At 71.6% G+C, this 24,316-nt stretch carries 23 protein-coding genes; 18 read left to right on the top strand and 5 right to left on the bottom strand.

All coding sequences use genetic code 11. From position 1 onward, the window contains the following. Positions 1–18 precede the first annotated feature (18 nt). On the top strand, positions 19–282 hold the full coding sequence (locus tag ACTMTJ_RS36835; protein ID WP_441223333.1) for a hypothetical protein: 264 nt from the start codon (positions 19–21) through the stop codon (positions 280–282). Here ACTMTJ_RS36835 and ACTMTJ_RS36840 read toward each other — a convergent pair. Then, entirely contained in the window at positions 279–1,064 is a 786-nt protein-coding gene (locus ACTMTJ_RS36840) for a DUF6082 family protein (protein WP_441223334.1), read from the bottom strand. The genes ACTMTJ_RS36835 and ACTMTJ_RS36840 overlap by 4 nt on opposite strands. Positions 1,065–1,417: 353 nt before the next feature. Here ACTMTJ_RS36840 and ACTMTJ_RS36845 point away from each other — a divergent pair, with 353 nt between their 5' ends. The 3 genes from ACTMTJ_RS36845 to ACTMTJ_RS36855 are packed head-to-tail and all read left to right on the top strand — an operon-like array spanning position 1,418 to position 5,142. Beyond that, complete coding sequence (locus tag ACTMTJ_RS36845) at positions 1,418–2,863, top strand: FAD-linked oxidase C-terminal domain-containing protein (RefSeq protein WP_441223335.1); 1,446 nt, start codon at positions 1,418–1,420, stop codon at positions 2,861–2,863. Beyond that, complete coding sequence (locus tag ACTMTJ_RS36850) at positions 2,860–3,891, top strand: FAD-binding oxidoreductase (RefSeq protein WP_441223336.1); 1,032 nt, start codon at positions 2,860–2,862, stop codon at positions 3,889–3,891. The genes ACTMTJ_RS36845 and ACTMTJ_RS36850 overlap by 4 nt, the downstream gene beginning before the upstream one ends. A 9-nt stretch (positions 3,892–3,900) precedes the next feature. Then, positions 3,901–5,142 (top strand): (Fe-S)-binding protein, encoded by a 1,242-nt coding sequence (locus ACTMTJ_RS36855; protein ID WP_441223337.1) that lies wholly within the window; start codon positions 3,901–3,903, stop codon positions 5,140–5,142. On the opposite strand, the gene ACTMTJ_RS36860 is transcribed toward ACTMTJ_RS36855, so the two are convergent. Next, the gene (locus tag ACTMTJ_RS36860) at positions 5,084–5,950 is read right to left on the bottom strand and encodes a helix-turn-helix transcriptional regulator (protein ID WP_441223338.1); all 867 of its coding nucleotides are present in this window, start codon (positions 5,948–5,950) and stop codon (positions 5,084–5,086) included. The two genes, ACTMTJ_RS36855 and ACTMTJ_RS36860, sit on opposite strands and share 59 nt — an antisense overlap. 116 nt (positions 5,951–6,066) lie before the next feature. Here ACTMTJ_RS36860 and ACTMTJ_RS36865 point away from each other — a divergent pair, with 116 nt between their 5' ends. Further along, positions 6,067–6,822 carry an SDR family oxidoreductase gene (locus tag ACTMTJ_RS36865; protein ID WP_441223339.1) on the top strand — a complete coding sequence of 252 codons (756 nt, stop codon included), beginning with the start codon at positions 6,067–6,069 and terminating at the stop codon, positions 6,820–6,822. Positions 6,823–6,825: 3 nt separating this feature from the next. Here the strand turns inward: ACTMTJ_RS36865 and ACTMTJ_RS36870 are convergent, their stop codons facing one another. The 3 genes from ACTMTJ_RS36870 to ACTMTJ_RS36880 form a co-directional block, all read right to left on the bottom strand. Continuing rightward, entirely contained in the window at positions 6,826–7,104 is a 279-nt protein-coding gene (locus ACTMTJ_RS36870; RefSeq protein WP_441223340.1) for a hypothetical protein, read from the bottom strand. A gap of 76 nt (positions 7,105–7,180) precedes the next feature. After that, positions 7,181–7,708, bottom strand: coding sequence for a SigE family RNA polymerase sigma factor (locus tag ACTMTJ_RS36875; RefSeq protein WP_441223341.1), 528 nt, complete (start codon positions 7,706–7,708; stop codon positions 7,181–7,183). Continuing rightward, positions 7,705–9,183: a sodium:solute symporter family protein gene (locus ACTMTJ_RS36880; protein WP_441223342.1), complete on the bottom strand. Its 1,479-nt coding sequence runs from the start codon at positions 9,181–9,183 to the stop codon at positions 7,705–7,707. Before ACTMTJ_RS36880 ends, ACTMTJ_RS36875 begins: the two co-directional genes overlap by 4 nt. On the opposite strand from ACTMTJ_RS36880, the gene ACTMTJ_RS36885 reads away from it, so the two are divergent. From ACTMTJ_RS36885 to ACTMTJ_RS36945, 13 genes are all read left to right on the top strand, one after another. Further along, positions 9,138–9,434 (top strand): DUF3311 domain-containing protein, encoded by a 297-nt coding sequence (locus ACTMTJ_RS36885; RefSeq protein ID WP_441223343.1) that lies wholly within the window; start codon positions 9,138–9,140, stop codon positions 9,432–9,434. The two genes, ACTMTJ_RS36880 and ACTMTJ_RS36885, sit on opposite strands and share 46 nt — an antisense overlap. Before the next feature lie 16 nt (positions 9,435–9,450). Further along, entirely contained in the window at positions 9,451–11,646 is a 2,196-nt protein-coding gene (locus ACTMTJ_RS36890; RefSeq protein WP_441223344.1) for a carbon starvation CstA family protein, read from the top strand. Beyond that, positions 11,643–11,825, top strand: a complete 183-nt coding sequence (locus tag ACTMTJ_RS36895) for a YbdD/YjiX family protein (protein ID WP_441223345.1) — start codon at positions 11,643–11,645, stop codon at positions 11,823–11,825. Before ACTMTJ_RS36890 ends, ACTMTJ_RS36895 begins: the two co-directional genes overlap by 4 nt. 893 nt (positions 11,826–12,718) lie before the next feature. After that, positions 12,719–13,651, top strand: a complete 933-nt coding sequence (locus tag ACTMTJ_RS36900) for an ABC transporter substrate-binding protein (RefSeq protein ID WP_441223346.1) — start codon at positions 12,719–12,721, stop codon at positions 13,649–13,651. After that, positions 13,648–14,706, top strand: a complete 1,059-nt coding sequence (locus ACTMTJ_RS36905; RefSeq protein ID WP_441223347.1) for a FecCD family ABC transporter permease — start codon at positions 13,648–13,650, stop codon at positions 14,704–14,706. Before ACTMTJ_RS36900 ends, ACTMTJ_RS36905 begins: the two co-directional genes overlap by 4 nt. Beyond that, a complete protein-coding gene (locus tag ACTMTJ_RS36910) occupies positions 14,703–15,473 on the top strand; it encodes an ABC transporter ATP-binding protein (protein WP_441223348.1) in 771 nt (256 codons plus the stop codon). Before ACTMTJ_RS36905 ends, ACTMTJ_RS36910 begins: the two co-directional genes overlap by 4 nt. 63 nt (positions 15,474–15,536) lie before the next feature. Beyond that, entirely contained in the window at positions 15,537–16,874 is a 1,338-nt protein-coding gene (locus tag ACTMTJ_RS36915) for a hypothetical protein (RefSeq protein ID WP_441223349.1), read from the top strand. After that, the gene (locus tag ACTMTJ_RS36920) at positions 16,871–17,848 is read left to right on the top strand and encodes a glutamate ABC transporter substrate-binding protein (RefSeq protein ID WP_441223350.1); all 978 of its coding nucleotides are present in this window, start codon (positions 16,871–16,873) and stop codon (positions 17,846–17,848) included. Before ACTMTJ_RS36915 ends, ACTMTJ_RS36920 begins: the two co-directional genes overlap by 4 nt. After that, positions 17,791–19,059 carry a hypothetical protein gene (locus tag ACTMTJ_RS36925; protein WP_441223351.1) on the top strand — a complete coding sequence of 423 codons (1,269 nt, stop codon included), beginning with the start codon at positions 17,791–17,793 and terminating at the stop codon, positions 19,057–19,059. Before ACTMTJ_RS36920 ends, ACTMTJ_RS36925 begins: the two co-directional genes overlap by 58 nt. Continuing rightward, complete coding sequence (locus ACTMTJ_RS36930) at positions 19,056–21,323, top strand: tetratricopeptide repeat protein (RefSeq protein ID WP_441223352.1); 2,268 nt, start codon at positions 19,056–19,058, stop codon at positions 21,321–21,323. Before ACTMTJ_RS36925 ends, ACTMTJ_RS36930 begins: the two co-directional genes overlap by 4 nt. Then, positions 21,320–22,285 (top strand): PP2C family protein-serine/threonine phosphatase, encoded by a 966-nt coding sequence (locus tag ACTMTJ_RS36935; protein ID WP_441223353.1) that lies wholly within the window; start codon positions 21,320–21,322, stop codon positions 22,283–22,285. Before ACTMTJ_RS36930 ends, ACTMTJ_RS36935 begins: the two co-directional genes overlap by 4 nt. Next, positions 22,282–23,577, top strand: coding sequence for a VWA domain-containing protein (locus tag ACTMTJ_RS36940; protein ID WP_441223354.1), 1,296 nt, complete (start codon positions 22,282–22,284; stop codon positions 23,575–23,577). The genes ACTMTJ_RS36935 and ACTMTJ_RS36940 overlap by 4 nt, the downstream gene beginning before the upstream one ends. Then, complete coding sequence (locus tag ACTMTJ_RS36945) at positions 23,577–24,272, top strand: FHA domain-containing protein (protein WP_441223355.1); 696 nt, start codon at positions 23,577–23,579, stop codon at positions 24,270–24,272. The genes ACTMTJ_RS36940 and ACTMTJ_RS36945 overlap by 1 nt, the downstream gene beginning before the upstream one ends. Positions 24,273–24,316 lie beyond the last annotated feature (44 nt).

The raw sequence follows: 24,316 nt of genomic DNA on the forward strand, positions 1-24,316 counted from the left end.
CCGCTAGCGTTCGGGCCTGTGTCTCCCGACCATGGCGCGCCCTTCGGGCGGATCGATCGGCGACTGGGGTCGACGCCCCAGGAACGCGGCAGTATGGACAACGGCACGTGCCCGGACATTTTTGAGCTGAGCGATGGCCGGTTCGCCATCGTCGGCACCGACGCCACCGCCGAACTCGACGGGCACCTACCTGCCGACGCGGGCAGGGCGAGCTATGAGCGCATCGTCGTCATCAGTAGGGAGACGCTTCTGCACGCCAAGCGCCACATTCCCGATCTTTAACCAGAGGGATTCGTCACGGGCCGTGCGTCCGCGTCTAGGTGTTTCCAGGCCTTGGACGGCGTCTCCCGCCCCTGATCAGCCGATCGCGCAGCCGCGAGGAGGTCTTCGTACTCCTCGCAGATGCGATTCGCCGCGGACGCGAAGGCGTACTCGTCGGTGCCCGGGACCAGCGACGTACGCGCCTTGGCGGCCGCGCGCCAGTACTCTCGCATGAGCGAGCTGGTGAAGAGCTGGCGCAGATGGTTCTGCACTTGTTCGTCGGTGGTGTAGTCACTGATGCGCAAGCCCAGGCGCATGTGCTGAAAGATCAGGTTTGCGTAGAGGTACTGACGCTCTTTCTCGCGGGATACGCCAGGTTCCAGGGGTGGCCACACGGCAGCCAACGAGGGGTCGTCGATGCTCATGCGGATAAGATCGACATGCAGCATCCGCAGGCTAGCTTCGGCACTACGATGCAACTCGATTTGGGATTGGTGAAGCGACTCACGCTGCATCGCGAGCTCGGTCCGCTGCAACGCCAGCTCCCGAGACTGAAGCCAGAGCGTAGCGATCAGGGCCGCCAGCGCGAGCCCGGAAACGATCGCGTTGACCACACCGAAGCTGTCGCCGACACTCGCCCGCTCAGCCCAGTCAGTGGGTGTGTCCAGTCGTTGCAGTGCGGCCACGACTCCCAGCCCCAGCAGCAGAATAACGAAGATCACCAGCGCGGACGCGGCTATCCACTTACTGGTTCGGACCGTGACCTCGGCATTGATCTCGGGGCCACCGGATCTCGTACTCATGGCTGTTCCGTTAGAAGTACCGAACTTGCATACAGGAACCCGTCCGCTACAGGCCAGTCCTGCAATTGCAATTTTCGGCGCGTGAACCCGATCGCCACTATTTCCGCACGGAGATCTTTGCGTCGAACGCCGTCGTTCCTCCCCATGGATACATAGTGTGCTAACCTGCGCAAGGTTGCCAGCATGCAGCGATGACTGATTGATGAAAGCCGCCTTCACGACATTCAGTCGGCACAGTCATCAATGCGAAATGAAATCTGTCGAATAGCCACGTGGCGATTGGCAACCTCTCTGATCTCGGCAATAGCCACCCGCCTGGACGGCTGCTAGCGTCGGGGCGGGAGGAGGCGCCGATGTCCCTCGCTGAGCTGCGTGACGAGCTGACCGCCCGCCTTGGCCGTGACGGGGTGATCACCGATCCGGCGCACCTGCGGACGTACGAGTGTGACGCCCTCACCGGCTACCGCGTGGTGCCGGCCCTCGTTGCCCTGCCGCGCGACGCCGCCGGGGTCGCGGCCGCCGTCGCCGCATGCGCCGCCTACAAGGTGCCCTTCGTGGCGCGGGGCGCGGGCACGGGGCTCTCCGGTGGGGCGTTGCCGGTCGCCGACGGGGTGGTGATCTCGCTACAGCGGCTGCGGCGGGTGGTCGAGGTCGACCCGGTCGACCGGCGGGCCACGGTGGAGCCGGGCGTGACCAACCTCGACATCAGCCGCGCCGCCGCGCGGTACGGGCTCTACTACTCGCCCGACCCGTCCAGCCAGCAGGTCTGCACGATCGGCGGCAACGTGGCGGAAAACTCGGGCGGGGCGCACTGCCTCAAGTACGGGTTCACGGTCAACCACATCCTCGCGGTCGACGTGGTCCTTCCCGACGGGAGCACCACGCGCCTCGGCGGGGACGCGCCGCACCAGGCGGGGTTCGACCTGCTCGGGGCGTTCGTGGGCACCGAGGGCACGCTGGGCATCGTGACCGGCGTGGTCGTGCGGCTGCTGCACACGCCGGCGACGGTGCGCACGCTCGTCGCCAACTTCGACTCGACCAAGGACGCCGGCGACGCGGTCACCGCGGTGATCGCGGCGGGCATCGTGCCGGCGGCGATCGAGATGATGGACAACCTCGCGATCCAGGCGGTCAACCAGGCCGTCGACGCGGGCTTCGACCCGGACACCGCGGCCGCGCTCATCGTGGAGCTGGATGGGCCGGCCGACGAGGTGGAGGCGCGCTTCGCCGACCTCACGCGGCTCTGCGCCAGGGCCACCGAGGTGACGATCGCGCGGGATGCCGCGCACCGGGCGAAGATCTGGCAGGGGCGGAAGGCGGCGTTCGCGGCGGTGGGCCGGCTCAGCCCCAACTACTTCGTGCAGGACGGGGTCGTGCCGCGCACCCGGCTGGGCGAGGCGCTCACCCGGATCGCGGAGATGGGCGACGCGGCTGGCATCCGTGTGGCGAACGTCTTCCACGCCGGCGACGGCAACCTCCACCCCCTCGTGTTGTACAGCGAGGAGCGTGGCGAGCACGAGCGGGCCGAGGCGCTCTCCACCGCGATCGCCGAGCTCTGCGTCGAGCTGGGCGGCTCGCTCTCCGGCGAGCACGGCATCGGCACCGACAAGGCCTGTTCGATGCCGCGCATGTTCTCCGAAGACGACCTGGCCACGATGCAGCGGCTGCGGGCGGCGTTCGACCCGGAAGGGCTGTGCAACCCGGGCAAGGTCTTCCCCACCCCGCGGCTGTGCGGGGAGCGGCCGGGGCCGTACCGCCCGCACCCGCTGGAAGCGGCCGGCGTCATCGAGCGGCTATGAGGCCGGGGTCGCTGGCCGAGCTGCGTGACGCGGTACGCGACACGCGCGGCACCCTGCTGGTCAAGGGCGCGGGCACGGCGCAGGGCTGGGCCGGCTCGCCTGACCCGACCGACCATGTGCTGGAGACGACCGGGTTGACCGGTGTGGTCACGTACAACCCCGCGGACATGACCGTAGCGGTGCGGGCCGGCACGCCGTTGACGGTGCTACAGCAGGAGCTTGCGGCGGGCGGGCAGCGGGTCTCCCTGGATCCCGCCCGCCCCAAGGCGACCGTCGGCGGCCTCGTCGCCACCGCCGACTCGGGGCCGTTGCGGCACGCGTTCGGCGGGCCGCGCGACCTGCTCATCGGCGTCACCGTGGTGCTCGCGGACGGCACTGTCGCCCGCTCCGGCGGCCACGTCATCAAAAACGTCGCCGGGTACGACCTCGGCAAGCTGCTCTGCGGCTCGTTCGGCACGCTCGGGGTGATCGCCGAGGTGGTGCTGCGGGTACACCCGCTGCCGCCCGCCTCCCGGACGGTCTCCATCCCCTGTGACGCGGCGGAGGCCGTCGAGCACACGGGACGGGTGCTGGAGGCGCGCCTGGAGCCGGCCGCGCTGGAGTGGTGCGACGGCGAGCTGCTCGCCCTGTACGAAGGCGTCGAGTCCAGTGTGGAGCTTCGTGCGGCCGCGACGCCCGGCGGTACGACACTGTCCACAGCGGACGCCGAGGCGGCATGGCGGCGGGTTGCCGCGGTGCACGACGGCGACGTGGTGGTGCGCTGCGGCAGCCGGCCCAGCCAGCTCGCCGCGGTCGCCAAGCACGCGACGTCGATGACGAGTAGCGCGGCGGTGGGCGTGCACACGCTCGAAGTGGCCGACGTCGATCGGCTGCGCGAGGAGTTCGCGCAGGTGACGACGATCCGCCGGGCGCCGGACACCGCAGCCTGGGGCGAGCCACACCCGGCAGTGCCACTCATGCGCGCGGTCAAGCAGCGCTTCGACCCGGACGGGCGGCTCGGCCCCGGCCGGTTCAGGCCGTGGTTCTAAGGGGGAGACGTGGCCTTCGACCTGGACCGGGCCCTGCTCGACGAGTGTGTCCACTGTGGCTTCTGCCTGCCCACCTGCCCCACGTTCGTCCTGACCGGTGACGAGGCCGAGTCGCCGCGCGGCCGCATCTACCTCATGGGCCTCGCCACCCGCGGCGAGGCGCCGGTCGCCGGGCCGGTCACCCAGCACCTCGACTCCTGCCTGGGCTGCCTCGCGTGCGTGCCGGCCTGCCCGTCCGGCGTGAAGTACAACGCGTTGATCGAGTCGGCCCGCCCGCAGATCGACCGCGAGGTGCCCCGCGACAGGTTCTTCCGGTCGGCGGTGTTCGCGCTCTTTCCTTATCCACGACGGCTGCGGGCGGCCGCGCTCCTCGGTCTGCTCTACCGGCGGCTGGGCATCCGCTGGCTGACTCACCGCTCAGGTTTGCTGAAACGCCTGCCGGCCAGGGCGCGCGCGCTCGAAGGGCTGCTGCCGCCGGTGCGGCTGAAGGACCTGTTCACGAAGACGAAGGGTGATGAGAAAGGCACCGTGGCCCTGCTCACGGGCTGCGCCCAGCGGGTCTTCTTCAAGCCGGTCAACGACGCGACCGCGCGCGTCCTCGCGGCCGAGGGCTGCGCGGTCGCCGTGCCGAAGGGGCAGGGGTGCTGCGGCGCGCTCAGCCTGCACACCGGGCGCGACGAGGAGGCGCGGGCGTTCGCGCGGCGCACGGTGGACGCGTTCGAGGGGTACGAGACGGTCGTCGTCAACGTCGCGGGCTGCGGCTCGGTGCTCAAGGAGTACGGCGAGCTGCTGCGCGACGACCCGGAGTACGCCGAGCGGGCGGCCGCGTTCGCCGGCCGGGTGCGAGACGTGAGCGAGGTGCTCGCCGGGTTGGAGCCGGTGGCGCAGCGGCACCCGCTGCCCATCCGTGTCGCCTACCACGACGCCTGCCACCTGGCGAACGCCCAGCGGATCACCCGCGAGCCGCGCGACGCGCTGCGCACGATCCCCGGGCTGGAGCTCGTCGAGGTGCCCGAGGAGAAGATCTGCTGCGGATCGGCGGGCGTCTACAACCTGCTCCAGGCCGGCACGGCCGAGCAGCTCGGGCGGCGCAAGGCGGAAAACCTGACGTCCGCGCGCCCCGATGTGATCGCGACCGGCAACGCCGGATGCCTGCTGCAAATCCGCCGGTACACAGAGGACGGTCCGCTGATCATGCACCCGGTGGAACTGCTCGACCACTCAATTCACGGGCGTCCGCTGACGCGGTGACGCTGCCGAGCAATGCCAGCGCCTGCGCGGACGGGCTGCCCGGCTCGGCGTGGTACACGACAAGGAACTGCCCCGGGCTGCCGTTCACCGCGAACGTCTCGTACGCCAGCGTGAGCTCGCCGACCAGCGCGTGGAGGAAGCGCTTGGTGCCCGCGGTCTTGACGCCCACGTCGTGCCGCGCCCAGAGCCGCCGAAAGTCTTCGCTCTTCAACGACAGCTCGCCGACAAGCTCGGTGAGGCGCGGGTCGTCGAGGTCGGTGCCGGCGCTGGCGCGGAGGGTGGCGACCGTCTCCGCGGCGACGGTGTCCCAGTCGGCGTAGATCCGCCGGGCTTCGGGATCCAGAAACATCACTCGCAGCTGGTTGGCCCCCTTGACCGAGCAGTGGTTGAGCGCGGCGGCGAGCCGGTTGTTGGCCAGCACGTCCAGGTAACGGCCCAGCACGAGGGCCGGTGTGTCGACCCACGCGTCCAGCAGGCGCGCCAGCCGCGGACTGGCCCGCTCCGGCTGGCTGGAGCGGCGCCGGCGGCGGGTCGCCGGGCGGGCCAGCTCGCGCAGGTGTGCCACGCCCTCGTCGTCGAGCGTGAAGACCCGGGCGAGCGCCTCGATGATCTGCTCGGACGGGTGCTTGTCGCGCCCCTGCTCGAGCCTGATGTAGTAGTCGGCGCTCATGCCGGCGAGCAGGGCGACCTCTTCGCGGCGCAGGCCGGGCACCCGGCGTCGCCCCGGGTCGGGCAGGCCGAACTCTTCCGGGCGGGTCAGCTCCCGCCGCGCTCGCAGAAACTCACCGAGCCGGTTGTCGCTGTCCATCCCCCGAGCCTAGGCCGGCCCCCGGGCGGCGAGCCTGGTCCCCGCACTACCAGGATGCGAACCCCCAGGAAAAGGCCGTCCTGGTAGCCCGTCCGCGAGGCGGCGACGGTGGAGCCATGACTGACAACAACACCCTCTCCGGCCGGGTCGCGGTAATCACCGGCGCCACCAGCGGCATCGGTGCCGCCACCGCCCACCGCCTCGCCGCGGCCGGCGCGTCCGTCGCCCTCCTGGGGCGGCGCGAGGACCGCCTCAAGGGGCTGGCCACCGAGATCGGCGCGGCCGCACTGCCGGTCGCCGTCGACGTCACCGACCAGGACGCCCTGAACGCGGCCGCGACCACCATCCGCTCGGCCCTTGGCCGGGTCGACCTCGTGGTGGCGAACGCGGGCGTGATGCTCCCCGCGCCCTTCGAGTCGGCGCAGACCGCCGAGTGGGACCAGATGGTCAGCACCAACATCAACGGGCTGCTCTACACCGCCCGCGCGTTCGTCGACGACCTGCTCGCCGCGGCGGCGGACGGCAAGCCGGCGGACCTGGTGCTGGTCGGCTCGATCGGCGGTCACACCGTGTTCTCCAACTACGCCGTCTACACCGCCACCAAGGCGGCCGTCGCGCACCTGACCCGGGGCCTGCGTGCCGACTTCGGTCCACGCGGGGTACGGGTCAAGAACGTCGAGCCGGGCTTCGTCAGCACCGAACTGGGCGACGGCATGCTCGACGGCGGCCAGCGCGAGGTACTCGCGCAGATGCGGCAGGCCGTGCCGCCGCTGCCGCCGGAGGACATCGCGGACGCGATCGCGTACGCCACCGCCGCCCCCGCGCGGGTGAACGTGGCCGAGATGATCGTGCTCCCCACGGTGCAGGGCTAGCCGTTACGGCGGTATGACGCGGGTCGCCGGCTCGGTCTGGTGGATGCGGGAGCGGTCGTCGAAGATGATCGGGTCGTGGTCGCGGGTCTGGTTGAGCGCCCAGAGGCCGATCAGATCGGCAAGTGCGAAGACGATCGCGACCAGCACCGCCAGCACGAGCCGGCGCCGGCGCTCGCGGCGCAGCCACTCGGCGCGCGCCTTCTTGTACGCGGGCGGCGCGGCCTCGATCCCCGCGGCGAGCGCGCCGAGCGTCTCCCGCAGCTGGTCTTCAGTGCCGCTCACGACCGTCCTCGCTTCGCCGCGGGCGGCCGCGAGGCTCCAAGTCCGCTGAGCCTGATGATTCGCTCGCTTCGCTCCCTCATTGTCGTTCCTCCAGCACCCGCGTGAGGGCGGCCATCCCGCGCGAGGTGTGTGACTTCACCGCGCCGGGCGAGATGCCCATCGCCTCGGCGATCTCGGCTTCACGCAGCCCCAGCCAGTGTCGCAGCACGAGCGCCTCCCGCTGCCGTGCGGGCAGTTCTTTGAGCGCCGCCACCAGCGCCCGCTGGTCGTCGTGGAGCAGCGCCTCCGCCTCGGCCGAGCTGCCGGCCGGCGGGGCGGTCTCCGGTGTGGCGTGCTTTCGCACGACCTGGAGGTGGCGCAGGCGCATGCGGGTGAGGTTGCAGACCACCGACCGCAGGTAGGGCAGGGCCTTGTCCGCGCCTTGGAGCTTCTTCCAGCGCCGGTACAGCTGGTAGAACGCCTCCGCCACGATGTCTTCCGCGTCGTCGGCGCCGAGCAGCACGGCGAGGCGGTGCATGGCCGCGTACTGCGTCTGGAAGAGCTCGGCCAGCGCGGCGTCGGCCTCGGCGGCGTCCTGCTGTGCCCGGATGAGCGGTGAGGTCATGTGGCGCGCACCGCCTGCCGTTCACCGGCCCGCGCGAAGAACGGCGTGAGCAACACCGCCACGGCCAGGTTGAGGGCGAACGCGACAAGGGCCGCGTAGACCGGCACGTCCGCGCCGCCGATCCCCACCGAGACCACCGACGAGAAGCCGCCCCAGACCACGAGCAGCGTGCCTGCGACCATGCCGACCGCCCAGCCCGCGAGCAGCGCTCTCCGGTGCAGCCAGGTGGTGAAGAGGCCGATCGCCACCGCGGGGAACGTCTGGAGGATCCACACCCCGCCCAGCAGCTGGAGGTTGATCGCGTCCTGGTTGCGCAGCCCGAGGACGAACGCGACCGCGCCCACCTTCGCGGTCAGCGACACCGACTGGGCGATGCGCATCTGGTGCTTGGGCGTGGCGGTCGGATGGAAGTACTCGACGTAGATGTTGCGGACGAAGGCGGTGGCCGCCGCGATCGACATGACCGCCGCGGGCACCAGCGCCCCCACCACGAACGCGCCGAACAGCACGCCGGTCAGCGCGGCCGGCATCAGCTGGTCGACCAGCAGGGGTACCGCCGACTCGGCGTTGCCCGGCGGCGCCTGCACCCCGGCGGCGAGCGCGGCGATGCCCAGCACGCCGAAAAGTCCCAGCACCGCGGTCCAGGCCGGCAGTGCCACCGTCACCTTGCGCAGCGTGTCCGGCCCCTTGGCGGCGAACGCGGCGGTCAGCACGTGCGGGTACATCAGCAGCGCCATCGCCGAGCCGAGCGCGAGCGTGGCGAAGGCCGGGAACAGCTCGGGCTCCAGCGCGAGCGCGGTGTGGCGGGTCGCCGCCGTCTCGAACATCCGGCCCGGCCCGCCCAGCTCGTCGAGGACCACCGCGACCACCGCGAGCGTGGCCCCGAAGATCGCCGCGCCCTTGACGATCGAGATCACCGCGGGCGCGCGCAGCCCGTGCCGGTAGGTCGCCAGCGCCAGCACGCCGAACACCGCGATCAGCGCGAGGTCACCGGCCAGCCCGCGGGGGTACAGGCCACCGGCGGTGAGCACGGCCCGGATGCCGAGGAGCTGGAGCGCGATGTACGGCATCGTGGCGAGGATGCCGGTCAGCGCGACCGCGAGCGCGAGCGGCGGCGAGTCGTACCGACCCTTCACGTAGTCGGCCACCGTGATGTAGCCGTTGTCGCGTGCCGCCGTCCACAGGCGCGGCAGCAGCACGAACGCGAGCGGGTAGACGATCACCGTGTACGGGAGCGCGAAGAAGCCGAGCGCGCCCGCGCCGTACACGAGGCCGGGAACCGCCGCGAACGTGTACGCCGTGTAGATCGTGCCGCCGAGCAGCAGCCACGTCGTCGGTGCGCCGAAGCGGCGGCCGGCCAGCGCCCAGCCCTCCAGTGTGGGCAGCGAGTCGTCCCGCCGGAACCAGCGCGCACCGACCGCCACCAGCGATGTCCCGCCGACGACGGCGAGGAACGCGGCCACGGTGGCGAGCACGAGATCTCCCTGAAACATCGGGTAAACCGAATGCACTGGTTGGGCAACTCTGCCATGTGACGTCGAACACTGCACGGGCGATCGCGGGCGGCTGCCTGGCCGCCCCATTTGTCGCCTTGCTGTGGGTGCCCTTCTATGCCGGCGGCGGTCCCTCACTCGCCGGGGTGCCGTTTTTCTACTGGTACCAGATGCTTTGGGTGCCCTTGAGTGTTCTACTCATGTTCATCGCCTACTTGCTGCTGCGTCGTTAGCTCTCGGAGGCCCCCTATGACGACCACCACTCCCGCGAGCCCGCCGAGTTCCCCCGCCCCCGCCCGCCGCCAGCTCAACCCGAGATCGATCGCGATCTGGGGCGCCGTGGCCATCGCCGGCGCGATCGCCTGGGGCGTGCTCGCCCTGTCCCGCGGCGAAGAGATCAACGCGATCTGGCTCGTGGTGGCCGCGATCGCCTCGTACGCGATCGCGTACCGCTTCTACGCCCGCTTCATCGTCCGCAAGGTGCTCAAGGTCGACGACACCCGAGCCACCCCCGCGGAGCGCCTGGACAACAGCATCGACTACCAGCCGACCGACCGCCGGATCCTGGTCGGACACCACTTCGCGGCCATCGCCGGCGCCGGCCCGCTGGTCGGCCCGGTGCTCGCCGCGCAGATGGGCTACCTGCCCGGCACCATGTGGATCATCTTCGGCGTCATCTTCGCCGGCGCCGTACAGGACATGGTGATCCTGTTCTTCTCGATGCGGCGCAACGGCAAGAGCCTGGGCCAGATGGCCCGCGACGAGATCGGCACGGTCGGCGGCATCGCCGCGCTCATCGCCGTCTTCTCCATCATGATCATCCTGCTGGCCGTGCTCGCGCTGGTCGTGGTCAACGCGCTGGCCAAGTCGCCGTGGGGCACCTTCTCCATCGCGATGACCATCCCGATCGCCCTGTTCATGGGCTTCTACCTGCGGACACTGCGTCCGGGCCGGGTCATCGAAACCACCGCGATCGGCGTCGCCCTGCTGCTGCTCGCGATCGTGGCGGGCGGCTGGGTGCAGGAGTCCGGCCTGGCCGACACGTTCACGCTGAGCCCGGAAACCCTCACGATCTGCCTGATCATCTACGGCTTCTTCGCCTCGGTGCTGCCGGTCTGGATGCTGCTGGCCCCACGCGACTACCTGTCCACGTTCATGAAGGTGGGCACGATCGCACTGCTCGCCATCGGCGTGATCATCGCCGCGCCGGCGCTACAGACCGAGGCCGTGACGAAGTTCGCCAGCAGCGGCACCGGCCCGGTCTTCTCGGGCGAACTGTTCCCGTTCGTCTTCATCATCATCGCCTGCGGCGCCCTCTCCGGATTCCACTCGCTGATCTCGTCCGGCACCACGCCCAAGATGATCCAGAAGGAGTCGCAGGTGCGGCTCGTCGGCTACGGCGCGATGCTGATGGAGTCGTTCGTCGCGGTGATGGCCCTGATCGCCGCCTGCATCCTCGAGCCCGGCCTGTACTACGCGATGAACGCACCCGCCGGCCTCCTCGGCTCCACAGTGGAGAGCGCGTCGGCCGCGGTGACCAACCTGGGCTTCACGATCACCCCGCAGGACCTCAGCGCCGCGGCCGCCGAGGTCGAGGAGCAGACGCTCGTCGCCCGCACCGGCGGCGCACCAACCCTCGCCGTGGGCATGTCGGAGATCTTCTCCAGCGTGATCGGTGGCTCGAGCCTGAAGGCGTTCTGGTACCACTTCGCCATCATGTTCGAGGCGCTCTTCATCCTGACCACTGTGGACGCCGGCACCCGCGTCGGCCGGTTCATGCTCCAGGACACGCTCGGCAACATCTGGAAGCCGATCGGCCGAGTCAGCTGGAAGCCGGGCCTGTGGGCCACCAGCGCCGTAGTGGTGCTCGCCTGGGGCTACTTCCTCTACACCGGCGTCACCAACCCGCTCGGCGGCATCAACCAGCTCTTCCCGCTCTTCGGCATCGCCAACCAGCTACTGGCGGCCGTCGCCCTGGCGGTGGCGACCACGATCCTGGTCAAGAGCGGCCGGCTGAAATGGGCCTGGGTGACGGCGATTCCGCTGGCCTGGGACGCCACGGTCACGCTGACCGCGAGCTGGCAGAAGGTCTTCTCCGACCAGCCGGCGATCGGCTTCTTCGCCCAACGCGACCGGTACGCCGACGCCCTGGACCGCGGCGAAGTGCTGGCACCCGCGAAGAACCTCGACGACATGCGGGCGGTGGTGACAAACTCCACGGTGGACGGTGTGCTGTCGGCGCTGTTCGCCATCCTGGTCATCATCGTGATCGCCAACGCCGCCTGGGTCTGCTTCAAGGCGATCCGCGCCCGCGCGCCACTGCCCACGACGGAGGCGCCGTACGTGAAGTCCACCATCGTCGCCCCGGCCGGCCTCTTCGCCACCGCCGAGGAAAAGCGCGAGATGGCGGCGGCGTCGGCCGGCTCCGGGGGTGACCGGACATGAGGCGCGCGCTGGCGGCCGTCCGCTGGTACTTCCGGGAGCTGAGCGGCGAGGCGGAGTACGACCACTACGTCGAACGCCACCGCCGCCTCCACCCGGACCAGCCCCTGATGACCCGCCGCGAGTTCGAACACTGCCGCACCGACCGCCGCGACGAAAACCCCACGGCCAGCTGCTGCTAATGCGGTGACCATGACCATGCCGGGTCCGCCCTCATCGGGGCGGACCCGGCCGATTCCCGAAATGTGACCTACCGCGATGCCCGTCGTGGTCCATGCCGCCGCTCCTGCGGCTTTATCCGCCCGCCGCTGGTCGCACCCAACTCCCGGCCGCGCCCACCCCACTCATTGAGATCCAGAGACCTTTCGGGATCAAGGTCGCCGTCCGTCGTGGCGTTGCCTCGAGGCAGATTTGCCCACGTCCGCGTCAGCGGCGGACCGTATGCTCCCGCGGGCACCGCTCCCGGCCGGCGGCTCGCGGGGCGAGCCGAAATCCCCGGCCGTCCGCTGCCGGCTCCGCGAGACAAGCCCCGAGGGGGTCTTCGCGGCCCTTACCTCCGCCATCCAGACGCACCGTAACCAGCCCAGGGTCGGGACTTCGGTTGCTTTCCGATTGCCGATCCCGGAAAGAGACATTGTGGGACGAACGTCGACCCCGGCCTGGCGCGAGCCACTTCACCCGCCCTGTTTCCTCGGCCGGCTGGGCGCAGGGGTGAGTGTGACCAGCGGCGGACGGGTGAGGCCGCGGGAGCAACGGTCTGGACCACGACGCACATCGCGGTAGCTCAAATCTCTGTCGGCATAAGGGATTCGCGGCACCAGCCGGGCTGGGGGTATGCGACGGGTAACCCCACGTCCACGCTGCGGTAACGTGCAGACGACCGCCCGCAGCGAATCCGGACGACAAACCGGAGCTGTCCCGCAACTGTGATGCCGTACCGGCGCAAACCGGACGGACTAGCCAGGTCGCCTGCGGACGGTCGCGAACAAGCGCTCTCGAGGAAGGGCGCCTCGCGGACGGAGCGGACGACCCCTCCAGTCGGCGAAGCACCAGATCCTCGACCGACAGGAGGACCATGAGAAGACAGGTCACAGCGGCCGCGATAGCGGCTGCCGCGGCGATCGCGATGAGCGGGTGCGCCAGCGACGACAACGCCGACCCCGGCTCGGGCGCCACCAGCGCACCGGCCGCCGCCTACCCGGTCACCGTGGGCACGATCACGCTCGACAAGCGGCCCGAGAAGATCGTGTCGCTGTCGCCGAGCGCGACCGAGATGCTCTTCGCCATCGGCGCGGGGTCGCAGGTCACCGCCGCCGACGACAACTCGAACTACCCACCTGAGGCGCCCAAGTCGGAGCTGTCCGGCTTCCAGCCCAACGCGGAGGCCATCGCCGCGAAGTCGCCGGATCTTGTCGTGCTCTCCAACGACACCAACAAGGTGGTCGACCAGCTCACCACGCTGAAGATCCCGGTGTACCTGGCGGCGAGCGCGGTCACGCTGGACGACACGTACAAGCAGCTCGACGACCTCGGCGCGCTCACCGGGCACGCCACCGAGGCGGCCTCCACCGTGCAGCGGATGAAGGAGGACATCGCCAAGCTGGTCAAGGACGTGCCGCAGCGGGCGACCAAGCTCACCTACTACTACGAGCTCGACCCCACGCTGTACTCGGTGACGAGCAAGACGTTCATCGGTGCGCTTTTCGCCCAGGCCGGCCTGGAAAACGTGGCCGACGCCGCCGACGCGGACGGCAAGAAGGGCGGCTACCCGCAGCTCTCGGCCGAGGCCCTGGTCAAGTCCGACCCGGATCTGATCTTCCTGGCCGATACCAAGTGCTGTAAGCAGTCGCTGGAGACGGTGAAGGCGCGCACCGGGTGGGCGAACATCACCGCGGTGAAGAACGGCAACGTGATCGAGCTCGACGACGACATCGCCTCCCGCTGGGGTCCGCGGGTCGTCGACCTCGTGCGGGTCATCACGGAAGCGGTAGCCAAGGTCCCCGCGTGACGAACGCCAGATCAAGGGCCGGCTGGATCGTCGCGGGCGTCCTCTCCGTCGTCGTCGCGGCGCTGGCCGGCCTGGCGTTCGGCCCGGTCAACCTGCCACCGGGCAGCGTGGCCGCCGAAGTGCTCAACCTCGTCCCGGGCGTACACATCCACAGCGGCCTGGACGAGCGCGAGATCGCCATCATCACCGAGATCCGGCTGCCCCGCGTCGTGCTCGCGCTGCTGGTCGGCGCGATGCTCGCGCTCGCCGGCGGCTGCTACCAGGGCGTCTTCCGCAACCCGCTGGCCGACCCGCACCTGCTCGGCGTCGCGGCCGGCGCCGGCCTGGCGGTGACCGCGGTCATCGCGTTCCGGATCGGCACCGGCTCAGCGGGCGGCGACGTCACCTCCGGCCTGCCGCTCACCACGCCGGTGGCCGCGTTCGTCGGCGCGGTGGGCGCGGTCGCGCTCACGTACCTGCTCGGCGTCTCCGGTGGCCGGGACCGCTCGCCGGCCACGCTGATCCTCGCCGGGGTGGCGGTCTCCGCATTCCTCGCCGCCGGCCAGACGTACCTGATGCAGCGCAACGTCGACGCCATCCGCGAGGTGTACTCCTGGCTGCTGGGGCGGCTGGCCACCGCGGGTTGGCACGACGTGCTGGTCATCCTCCCGTACGCGGTGGTGACCGGCGCCGTCCTGCTGCTCTTCCGCCGCGAGCTCGACGTGCTGTCCGTCGGTGACGACGAGGCGAGCAGCCTGGGCCTGCATCCGCAGCGCTCGCGCTACATCCTGCTCGCCGCCGCCAGCCTCGGCACTGCCGCGGCCGTGTCCGTGTCCGGCCTGATCGGGTTCGTGGGCATCATCGTGCCGCACACCGTGCGGTTGCTGGCCGGTGCCAGCTACCGCGTGATCCTGCCACTGTCGGTGCTCTTCGGGGCCGCGTTCCTGGCCCTCACCGACCTCGTCGCGCGCACGGTCGCCAGCCCGGCCGAGATCCCGATCGGCGTGGTCACCGCCTTCTTCGGCGCACCCTTCTTCGTGCTGGTGCTGCGCACCACGAAGCGGGTCACACTATGAACGCCGCGCTGGACGCGCTCGACGTGCGGGTCACCCTGGGCGGCGCACGGATCCTCGACGGCGTCGACCTCACGGTCGCCACCGGCGAGTGGGTCGCGGTCATCGGACCGAACGGCGCCGGCAAGTCGACGTTGTTGCGCGCCGTCGGCGGCCTCCTCCCCGCCGCCGGTGCCATCTCCATTTTTGGTACGCCCACCGAGCGCCTGTCCCGGCGGCAGCGCGCCCGGCTCGTGGCGACGGTCGCGCAGTCACCGGTCGTGCCGGCCGGCATGGCCGTCTTCGACTACGTGCTGCTCGGCCGCACTCCGCACATCCCGCCGCTGGGCCGGGAGTCCACCGCCGACCTGGCCGCCGCCGGCGAGGTGCTGGCCCGGCTCGACCTGCACCGCTTCGCCGACCGCCAGCTGGCCACGCTCTCCGGCGGCGAGCGCCAGCGGGTGTTTCTGGCCCGCGCGCTCGCCCAGGGCGCCCCGCTGCTGCTGCTCGACGAGCCGACCACCGCGCTCGACATCGGCCACCAGCAGGAGGTGCTCGACCTCGTCGACGAGCTGCGCCAGGACCGCGGTCTGACCGTGCTCGCCACCATGCACGACCTCTCCATCGCCGGCGAGTACGCCGACCGTATGGTGCTCCTCGCGAACGGCCGCGTGGCCGCGAGCGGCACCGCCCGCGAGGTGCTGACCGAGGAGCTGCTGGCGACCCACTACGGCGCCCGCGTACGGGTCATCGACGGCGATCACGGTCCCCTGGTGGTGCCCGTCCGCTAGGGCGCATGACAGGGGTGTCGGGCCTTGATGCGGTTGGCTACCTTGATCCCCGAGGTGGTGACGGTGACGACTCTCGTACGTGAACCGGAAACCCGGGCTCCCGCCGCCGCACCCGCGGCCCGGTTGCGCAGGCGGGCGGCAGGACAATTCCGCGGCACCCCGGGCCGGCTCGTGCTCGCCACGGTGGCACTCGTCGTGCTGGGCCTCGCCACCGGCGTCGCCGGCGTCGTGGGTGTGCGCCAGCGGGCCGGCCTCGTCGACGGCGCCGTGGCACAGAGCGGCGAGCTGGCCGTCGCGGCACAGCGGCTCTACCGCGCGCTCTCCGACGCCGACGCGACAGCCGCGAGCGCGTTCCTGACCGGTGGCGTGGAGCCGGTGGCCCTGCGCGAGCGCTACCAGGCCGACATCGCCGACGCGGCGGCCGCGCTCGCGATCGTCTCCGGCGGTGGCGCCGGCGGCGAGGAGGGTGCCGGCGCGGTTGCCCGGATCGCCGCGCAGCTGCCGGTCTACACCGGCCTGGTGGAGACCGCCCGGGTCTACAACCGCCAAGGCGTGCCGGTGGGCGGTGCGTACCTGCGCGAGGCCTCCGGCGTGATGCGCGAGCGCCTGCTGCCCGCCGCACAGGCGCTCTACAAGGCGGTCTCGGACGACCTCGACGAGGCGCGCGGCGACGCGGGCGCCTTCCCGTGGTTCGCGGTGGCGCTCGGCCTGCTGACGATCGCCGCGCTCGTGGTGGTCCAGCGCTACCTGACCCGGCGCACCAACAGGGTGTTCAACGTGGGGCTCGTCGTGGCCACCGTCGCCGCCGTGGCCGTGCTGCTCTGGCTGGGCGTATCCGCGCTGGTGACCGCCGGGCGGCTGGAGGCCAGTCAGGACCGCGGCTCGGAGGAGGTGGCCCGGCTCGCCGACGCCCGGATCGCCGCCCTCCAGGCCCGTGCCGACGAGTCGCTGACGCTCGTCGCGCGCGGCAACGGCAAGGTCTTCGAAGACGACTACGACAAGATGATGGACCGGCTCGCCGGTGACAAGCGCGACGGCGGTCTGCTGGTCGCGGGCGACGCCGACGGGCCCACGCGCGAATTCCTCGCGGCCGCGCTCAACGAGGCGAGAAACTGGGACTCGGCACACGGCAAGGTGCGCCAGCTCGACAACGACGGCCAGTACGACCAGGCGGTCACCTCGTCGGTGGGCACCGACCAAAACAGCACCGCCACCATCGCCAACCGGCTCGACGAAAACCTGTCCAAGGCGATCGACCACAACAGCGAGGTGTTCCGGGAAGAGGTGCGCGGCGCCGGCGGCTCGCTCTCCGGAGCCGACATCGGGGTCGGGTTCCTGGCCGCGCTGCTGGTGTTCGGCGCGGCGGCCGGCATCCAGCGGCGGCTGGCGGAATACCGATGAAAAAGCCCTTCGCCGCCGCGGTGGCCGCGCTGGCCGCGTTGGTGCTGGCCGGGTGTGGTGGCTCGGACAGCCCGCCGCCGGGTCCCGATCCGGCCCAGCCGGCCCGCCCCGTGGGCGTGCAGGATCCCGCGGTGCTGCCCACCACCAGTGCGGCGCCGACCGGCTCGTGCGACCCGCGGGCCAGTTACCGCCCCGCCGGCACGCTCCCCGCGCCCGGCCGGATGCCGTCCGGCTCGACGATGGCGCGCATCCAGCAGTCGGGCCGGCTCGTCGTCGGCGTCGACCAAAACAACTTCCGCTTCGGCTACCGCGACCCCAAGACCGGCAACCTCGTCGGCTTCGAGATCGACCTGGCCCGCGAGCTCTCCCGGGCCATCTTCGGCAGTCCCGACAAGGTGCTCTTCCGGGCCATCACCACGGCCGACCGGATCCCGGCGATCAACGAGGGGCGGGTCGACATCGTCATCCGCAGCATGACGATGAACTGCGACAGGTGGGAGCAGATCACCTTCTCCACCGAGTACTTCTCCGCGGGGCAGGCCATCATGGTCGCCCGTGATTCGCCGATCAAGGGGATCAAGGACCTCGCCGGCAAGAAGGTCTGCGCGGCCACCGGCAGCACCTCGATCCGCAACATCGCCGCCAAGGCGCCGGAGGCGAAGCCGGTGTCGGCCAGCGACGCGCTCGACTGCCTCGTGCTGCTCCAGCAGCTTCAGGTCGACGCGGTCTCCACCGACGACGCGATCCTGGCCGGCTTCGCCGAGCAGGACAAGGGCACCAAGATCTTGCCGGAGCGGTTCACCGAGGAGCCGTACGGCATGGCGATGAAGAAGGAGTCCGTCGACCTGGCGCGGTTCGTCAACGGCGTGCTGGAGCGGATCCGCTCCGACGGCACCTGGACCCGCCTGTACGACCGGTGGCTCTCCTCGCTCGGCGCCACCCCGCAGCCACCCGCACCGCGCTACAAGGGCTGACCGTGTCGACGCCGCCGCCGATGATGAGCCGCGACGAGGTCGATCGGGCCATCGTCGGGCTTGTCGCGGCGTACGACCGGATCTCCGCGGCGATGTTCGAGATGGACGCGCACCCGGCGCTCGTCCTGCTGCGCGGCGGCGGGCTGCGCGGGCGTACGGCGGATGTGGCGACCGAGGTGCTCGGGGCGGTCGAGGTGCTCTGGTCGCAGTTCGCCGCGCTGGGCGCCCACCTCGACCGCGCGAAGACGGTACGTGCCGAGCGTTCCCGGCCCGGCGAAGGCGAGCTGCGCCTGCTCACCTCGGTGCTGCGCCAGCCGATCGTGGGGCTGAGCGCCTCCGGCATCGTGCTCGACACCCTCGCCGGCGGCACACCGGCCTCGTGGCAGACCGTCCCCGGGCTCGCCGACGACCTGGAGACCGTGGCCGCCGAGGTCGTGCACGCGCTTGGCGAGGTCGAGGCGGCCACCACCCGGGTCGCCACGCTGTACGGGCAGCCGACCAGGGCATTGGAGAAGGCGACCGCCGACGCGACGAACCTTGGCGGTGACGCGCTCAAGGGGTCCGATGTGGACGGACTCGCGCGCAGGCTCGCCGACGCGCACGCCGAAGCGCTCAAAGACCCGATCGGCGCGAAAGCGCCACCGACCGGGCTGGTGTCCGAGATCGAGGCGCTGACCACACGGATCGCCGGCTTGGCGGCACTGCGCGGCGCGTACCCGGAAAAGATCCGGAGCCTGACCACCGCGGTCGACGAGGTGGCCGCGGCGGAGGCGGAGGCGCGCAGGGTCGGCGACCTCGCGGCGACGAAGATCGCCAACGCCGGCCTGCCGGCGGTGCCCGACGCGGTGGGTGGGCTGCGCGCACACATCGCGCAGCTCGGGCAGCTGCACCGCGAGGGGCGGTGGCTGCGCCTGGCCGACGAGCTGTCCATTGTGGAACGCTCGGTGGCGCAGGCGAAGGAGCGGGCGGCCCACCTCTTCGAGGCGGCCGACGGGCTGCTGGAGCGCCGCACCGAGCTGCGCGGCCGGCTCGACGCCTACCGCGCGCGGGCCGGCCGGATGGGGCTCGTCGAGCACGAGGAGCTCGCCGCCCTGCACCGCGCCGCACAGGATCTGCTCTACACAAGCCCTTGCGACCTGCCCGCCGCCACCCGCGCGGTGGTCGCCTACCAGCGTTACCTCAACCAGCTCACGGAGAGGGGCAACCCATGAGGTGTGTCCGGCCCGGCTGCTCCGGCACGTACGGCGCCGAGGGCTACTGCGACGAGTGCGGGCGGCGCGCGCCCGCCGGCGCGGTGCCGGCACAGCCCAAGGCGCCGTCGACGGTGTCGCCGGTCAGCGTCGCCACGTCGGCCGGCTCGGTGCCGACCACCACCGGGCGGGGCTCGACGCGCGGCTCCGGCCGCAGCCGCGGCGCCTCGCGCGGCGGGCTCGGCGCCGGCCTCATCGAGCTGCCCCGGGTGCCGCTGCGCGACCCGGCGACGGCCGTCATGCGCGACCCCAAGGTCTCCGAGTCACGCCGCTTTTGCAGCAAGTGCGAGGAGCCGGTCGGCCGCGGGCGCGACGGCAAGCCGGGCCGGAGCGAGGGCTTCTGCCCCAACTGCGGCACGCCGTTCTCGTTCGTTCCCCGGCTGTCGCAGGGCGACCTCGTCAACGACCGGTACGAGGTGCTCGGCGCGCTCGCGTACGGCGGGCTCGGCTGGATCTACCTGGCCCGCGACCGCAACCTCGCCGACTCGGCCACCGAACGCTGGGTCGTCCTCAAAGGACTGATCAACACCGCCGACGCGGACGCGATGGCAGCGGCGGTGACCGAGCGGCGATACCTGGTGGAGATCGACCACCCGAGCATCGTGAAGATCCACGACTTCGTGCAGCACCCCGACCCGAAGACCGGCGTGCCGGTGGGCTACATCGTCATGGAGTACGTGGGCGGCCAGTCGCTGCGCGATCTGCTGATGGCTCGCCGCGCCGAGGGCCAGCGGGTGCTGCCGCTCGCCGAGGTGCTGGCCTACGGCGCCGAGGTGCTTCCCGCCTTCGGTTACCTGCACGGGCGCGACCTGATCTACTGCGACTTCAAGCCCGACAACGTGATCCACGCCGAGGAGCAGCTCAAGCTCATCGACCTCGGTGCGGTGCGCCGCGCCGACGACGACGTGAGCGCGGTCTACGGCACGCCCGGATACCAGGCGCCCGAGGTGGAGCAGGTGGGTCCGTCGGTGGCCGGCGACATCTACACCGTCGGGCGGTCGCTGGCGGTGCTGAGCTTCGAGTTCCGCGGCTTCTCCACCACGTACGCGAAGAAGCTGCCGGACCGTGCCGACGTGCCGCTGTTCCAGCAGGAGGAGTCGTACCACCGGTTGCTGCTCCGTGCCACGCACATCGACCCGGCCCGGCGCTTCCAGACCGCGGCCGACATGAGCGAGCAGCTGCTCGGCGTGCTCCGCGAGGTGCTCTCGGCCGCCGACGGGCTGCCGCGGTCGGTGGTGTCGCGGCAGTTCACCCCCGAGCGGCGGGCCTTCGGCACCGCGGCGGGCGAGGTGACCCCCGAGTCGGTGCCGGCCGACCTCCTGCCGTCGGGAGTGGCCGCCGCGCTGCCGCTGCCCCAGGTCGACGTGCTCGACCCGGGCGCCGGCTTCCTCGCCACGCTCAGCAGCACCGACCCGGCCGAGCTGGTGCGGCAGCTGGAGTCGCCGCCCGTGCAGAGCACCGAGGTCGCGCTGCGCCTGGTCCGCGCCCGCATCGAGGCAGGCGACCTGGACGGAGCGGTGAACGGGCTGGACGTGCTGTCCGTCACGGACCCGTTCGACTGGCGGATCGACTGGTACCGGGGCATCGCCGCGATGGCCGCCGGCAAGGCCGGTGAGGCGCGGGTGGCGTTCGACGCCGTGTACGGGGACCTGCCCGGCGAGCCCGCCGCCCGCCTCGCGCTCGCCGCCGCGGTGGAGTGCACCGGCGACAAGGAGGCGGCCCAGCGGCTGTACGACCGGGTGTGGCGGATGGACCGGGGGTTCATCAGCGCCGCGTTCGGGCTGGCCCGCATCATGCTTGCCGCCGGCGACCGGAGCGGTGCGCTGGCCGTGCTCGACCAGGTGCCAGACAGCTCCAGCCACCACGTGACCGCGCAGGTCGCCGCCGTGCGGGCCAGCCTGCACGCGGGCGGGCCGCTCGCGCACGCCGACGACCTGCTGCGCGCGTCGGGCCGGCTGGAGCGGCTTGGGCTCGACGTGGAGCGGCAGGCCCGGCTGACCGTGGAGATGCTGGAGGCCGCGCTCGCCTGGCTCACCGCGGCCAACCTGCCGGCACACCGGCTGCCGGCCGGGGCGAAGGTGCTCGGCCACGAGCTCTCCGAACGGGGCCTGCGGTTCGGGCTGGAGCGGGCATACCGCACGATGGCCCAGATCGCCCGCGACCCGGATACGAAGATCGCGCTCGTCGACCGGGCCAACGCCGTACGCCCCCGGACGCTCGTATGAGGGTCTGTCCGGAGCACGGCCCGCCGAGTTCGCCGGAACACAAGTTCTGCGAGGTGTGCGGCCGCAACCTCGTCACCGGTGAGACGCTGCCGGTGCTTACGGTGTCGCTCTCCTCTCGCGCCGGCCTGGCGTGCACCGGGTGCGGTGAGTCCGGCACCGAGCCCTACTGCGACAACTGCGGGCGCCGGCGCTCCGCCGGGCGCGACCACGCGGAGCTGGACCTGAGCGCGGTCGCGGCGGTGACCGACCGGGGCCGGCGCCGCCCGCGCAACGAAGACGCCGTGGTGATCGCCCGATACGACGGCGGCCTGGTGTCGATCGTCTGCGACGGCGTCTCCACCTCGACCCGCTCCGACGCGGCCTCGCACGGCGCCGCCGAGGCGGGCGTGGCCGCGCTCCTCGACGCGCTCACCACCGGGGCCGACCCCGCCGAGGCGACCGCGCTGGGCGCCCGCGCCGCCGCGAAGGCCGCCCGCGCCGCCGCCGTACCCGACGAGAGCGACACCCCGCCCAGCTGCACGTACGTCTCCGGCATCGTCACGGCGGACGCGGTGACGGTGGGCTGGATCGGCGACAGCCGGGCGTACTGGCTCGGCGCCGACCCCGCCTGCCTCACCATCGACGACTCGATCGCCGGGCAGCTCGCCGCCGGCCGCCCCGCACCGGCCACAGTGGACGCCGATCCCACCTCGCGGGCGCTGATCCGCTGGCTGGGCGCCGACTCCGACGACGCCGAGCCGCAGGTGGTCTCGCTCCAGCCGGGCGGGGAGGGGCGGCTGCTGCTCTGCTCCGACGGCCTGCACCACTACCTGTCCGACCCCGCCGAGCTCACCGCCGCGGCCACCGGCACCCCCATCGAGGTGGCCCGCCACCTCACCACCGTGGCCCTCGAGGGCGGCGGCCACGACAACATCGCCGTCGCCATACTGTCGTTCCCCGCTGTAGGAGGCTCCTCCGCATGACCGCGCAGTTCACGGCCGAGGTCGACCAGAACGAGTACCTGCCCGAAGGCGGCCGCGTCGTCGACGCGATCGTCACGGTGACCGCGCAGGGCGGCGACCTGCGCACCGCATCCCCGGCGCTGAGTGCCGCGCAGGTCATCATGGTCGACACGTCGGGCTCGATGGCGATGCCCGGCACGAAGATCGCGGAGGCAAAGAAGGCCACCGCCGTCGCGATCGACACGCTCCGCGACGGCGTGGCGTTCGCCGTCGTCGCCGGCACCGCGGGCGCCCACATGATCTACCCGGGTGACACCCGCATGGTGCCGGCCAACGCGCAGACCCGGGCCGAGGCCAAGGCCGCCGTCTCCCGCCTGCGTGCCGACGGTGGCACCGCCATCGGGCGCTGGCTCGACCTGGCCAACTTCCTCTTCGCCGGCCAGCAGGCCGAGGTAAAGCACGCCATCCTGCTGACCGACGGGCAAAACCAGCACGAGACGCCGCAGGACTTCCAGAAGGTGCTGGACGCCTGCGAGGGCAAGTTCATCTGCGACAGCCGCGGCGTCGGCACCGACTGGGTGGCGACGGAGCTGCGTAAGGTCGCCTCCACCCTGCTGGGCACGGCCGACGGCCTCGAAGACCCGTCCGAGCTGCCCGCCGCGTTCCGCGCGATGACCGAGGCGGCGATGGGCAAGTCGGTGGCGGACGTCTCGCTCCGCGTCTGGACCCCAGCCGGCTCGACGATCCGGTTCGTCAAGCAGGTGTACCCGCAGGTCGAAGAGCTGACCGGCCGCCGCGTCGAAGTCAGCGCCCGCATCGGCGACTACCCGACCGGGGCCTGGGGCGCGGAGAGCCGCGACTACCACATCTCCGTCGAGGTCGAGCCCGACGCGGTCGGCGAAGAGGTGCTCGCCGCCCGGTTCAGCCTGGTCAGCGGTGGCCAGGTGCTGACCGAAAAGCTCGTGCTCGCCCGCTGGACCGACGACACCGCGCTCTCCACGAAAATCAACCCGCAGGTCGCCCACTACACCGGCCAGGCCGAGCTCGCCGAGGTCATCCAGGACGGTCTCAAGGCCCGCGACCAGGGCGACATCGAGACCGCGACGGCCAAGCTGGGCCGGGCGGTGCAGCTCGCCAACGAGTCCGGCCACGAAGGCACGGCCAAGCTGCTCGCCCGCGTGGTCGACGTGGTGGACGCACCCACCGGCACGGTACGGCTGAAGAAGCAGGTGGCCGGCGTGGACGCCGAGCTGACCAACGTCCGCAGCACCAAGACGGTCCGCGTGAAGAAGAAGCAGCCGGAGGAGGGCTGATGGCCACCTGCCCCAAGGGCCACGAGTCGGCGACGCTCGACTACTGCGAGGTGTGCGGCGCCCGCATGGGCGCGGCGCCCGCCGCTGCCGCTCCTTCGCCGGCGCCCGCCGCTGCTCCTCCTCCCGCCCCGGATGCCGTGCTGTGCCCCGTGTGTGGCACTCCCAAGACCGGCCGCTTCTGCGAGGAGGACGGGTACGACTTTCTGCTCGCCCCGCCGGTGTCCACTCCCGCGGCCCCGTCGCCGGCCGCGGAGGCTCCGGTTGCCCCGCCCGCTCCGCCAGCCCCCGCCGCGTCCTGGGAGGTCGTGGTCCGCGCGGACGCGGCCTACTTCGAGGTGGTCAAGGCCATGGGCGGCGAAGACGCCGGCGGGCTGGCCATGCCCCGCTTCGTGGCCGAACGCCGCTTCCCGCTGACCGGCCAGCAGATGGTCATCGGCCGCCGCAGCCGCTCGCGCGGGGTCAGCCCGGACATCGACCTCGTCGGCCCACCCGAGGACCCGGGCGTCTCGCACGTACACGCGCTGCTGGTGCCCCAGGAGTCCGGGTGGGCGGTGGTCGACATGGAGTCCGCGAACGGCACGTACCTGAACGACCCGAACTCCAACCCGCTCGACCCCAACGTGGCGGTGGCCCTGAAGGACGGCGACGTGGTGTACCTGGGCGCCTGGACCGCGCTGACCATCCAGTCGACCTGACGGCGGTGCTTGGACGAGAGTAGGCCCCGGGCGCGTGCCCGGGG

Origin of the sequence: Phytohabitans sp. LJ34 (genome assembly GCF_052068095.1) — a bacterium.
Classification (GTDB): domain Bacteria; phylum Actinomycetota; class Actinomycetes; order Mycobacteriales; family Micromonosporaceae; genus Phytohabitans.